Here is a 1,723-nt window from a genome sequence, read left to right as displayed (position 1 = left end):
GTGTCGATTCTACCGAAGAACCGTTCCGAGGCGCCTGCCGAGAAGCGCCCGGGCGCACCGCGGACCTGCCTCTGGATTGGTCGTGTCACCGCGCCGAGAAGCCGCCGTCGACCGTGACGACCGATCCGGTGACCCTCCGTGAGTCGTCGGACGCGAGCCACCGGGCAGCCGCAGCAACATCCTCCGGATCGATGAGTGCATTGTTCGGCTGCGACTGCACGAACACGGACTCGTGCTCCTCCACTCGAATGCCGAGCGATCGAGCGATCTCGGCCAGCATCCGGCCTTCGAAGGCGGGACTGTCGCGGACCGATCCGGGGCACAGCGCATTCACGCGGACACCACTGGGCGCATAGTCCAGTGCGGCGGCCTTGGTCAGGCCGACCAATCCGTGTTTGGCGGCAACGTAACCGGCGAAGCGTCTGTACCCGACGATGCCCGCGGTGGAACTGATGTTGATGATGCTGCCGCTGCGTTGCGCCACCATGATCCGTCCCGTGGCGGCGATCGCCCGCCACGCCCCCGAGAGGTCGACGTCGATCATCAATCGCCATTCGTCCTCGTCGATCTCGTGGACGAGCGTTCCCGACGGTGCCGCGATTCCCGCGTTGTTGACCAATACGTCGACGTGGCCGAATCGTTCGTGTGCCGCGTCGACGGCAGCGTCGATCTCGCTGCGCACCCGCACGTCCACCGCGCGCGTCAGCACCGCAACTCCGTGTCCGCGGCACAGGTCGGCGGTGTACTCGAGCTGGCTCGTGGAGCCCAGTGGGTAGGGAACACCCGGAATGTCCCCGCACACGTCGAGCAACATCACGTCCGCCCCGCCCGCAGCGAAGTCGATCGCACAGGCGCGTCCGATGCCCCGCGCGGCACCGGTGACGACGGCGGTCTTGCCTTCCAGAGAGGGGCTCATCGCGGTTCGGTGACCGAGAGGCGGGACGCGACGAGTCGTAGGAGGGCATGCGGATGGTCGGTGAGGTACATGTGACCACCGTCGAGTTCCACGACCGTGCTCTCGCCGGTGGTGACCTCTTTCCACTGCGCTGCCTGTTCGGCGCTGACGAGATGATCCTCGCGTCCACGAAGCGCGGTGACCGGGATGTCCAGCAGCGGATGCGGCGGCGGCCGGTAGTTCTCGTGCATCTCGACGTCGGCGCGGAGGACCGGAAGGAGAAGTTCCCGCAGTTCGGGATTCTCCAACGCCGGGTGCGAGTAACCGGCGAGTTCGTTTACCTGCGCGAGGAAACCCTCGTCATCCAGGAGCGACGCACGTATCTCCCGGACCGTCGCCGGACCGGGCGACCCGCTCACGAACAGATGGGTGAGCGGCACACCGCCTTGACCGGCGAGTCGATGGGCAAGCTCATAGGCAAGGACCGCGCCCAGGCTGTGACCGAAGATCGCGACCCGCTCCGCACCTTGCCCGATCGGCAGCACCCGGGGCAGCAGGTCGTCGACGGCCTCCGCGACCTCGGTGAGAGGAGGGTCCACGAACCGCTCCTCGCGCCCGGGTAATTGCAGCGGCGCGACCTCCAGCCCTCGCGGAGCGAAACTCCGCCACCCCCGGAAGAACGACGCACCGGAACCGGCATACGGCAGGCATACGAGCACGGTCTCACTCATAGCGCGTCTCCGTTCGACGAAGCTCCTCGTCCGGCAGTTCCGGCGCTCCGCCGCGCGGATGCGGGCGAGCCGTCGAAGTACCGGGTTCTTCCTTCAG

The 1,723-nt window shown here is 67.2% G+C and carries 2 protein-coding genes; both read right to left on the bottom strand.

The window, feature by feature from the left end:
* Positions 1-85: 85 nt before the first annotated feature.
* A complete protein-coding gene (locus L1080_RS03675) occupies positions 86-916 on the bottom strand; it encodes an SDR family oxidoreductase (RefSeq protein WP_250776273.1) in 831 nt (276 codons plus the stop codon).
* Positions 913-1,626, bottom strand: a complete 714-nt coding sequence (locus L1080_RS03670) for a thioesterase II family protein (RefSeq protein WP_250776275.1) — start codon at positions 1,624-1,626, stop codon at positions 913-915. The genes L1080_RS03675 and L1080_RS03670 overlap by 4 nt, the downstream gene beginning before the upstream one ends.
* Between the last annotated feature and the right edge of the window lie 97 nt (positions 1,627-1,723).

Origin of the sequence: Rhodococcus sp. MSC1_016, from assembly GCF_023667485.2 — a bacterium.
Classification (GTDB): Bacteria; Actinomycetota; Actinomycetes; order Mycobacteriales; family Mycobacteriaceae; genus Rhodococcus_F; species Rhodococcus_F oxybenzonivorans.
The sequence above is the reverse complement of the archived record's forward strand: the minus strand, read 5'-3'. Positions and strand labels throughout refer to the sequence as shown.

Excerpts from the sequence above, each read along its gene's own strand:
- L1080_RS03675 (WP_250776273.1), bottom strand. The coding sequence starts at position 916 with ATGAGCCCCTCTCTGGAAGGCAAGACCGCCGTCGTCACCGGTGCCGCG.
- L1080_RS03670 (WP_250776275.1), bottom strand. The coding sequence starts at position 1,626 with ATGAGTGAGACCGTGCTCGTATGCCTGCCGTATGCCGGTTCCGGTGCG.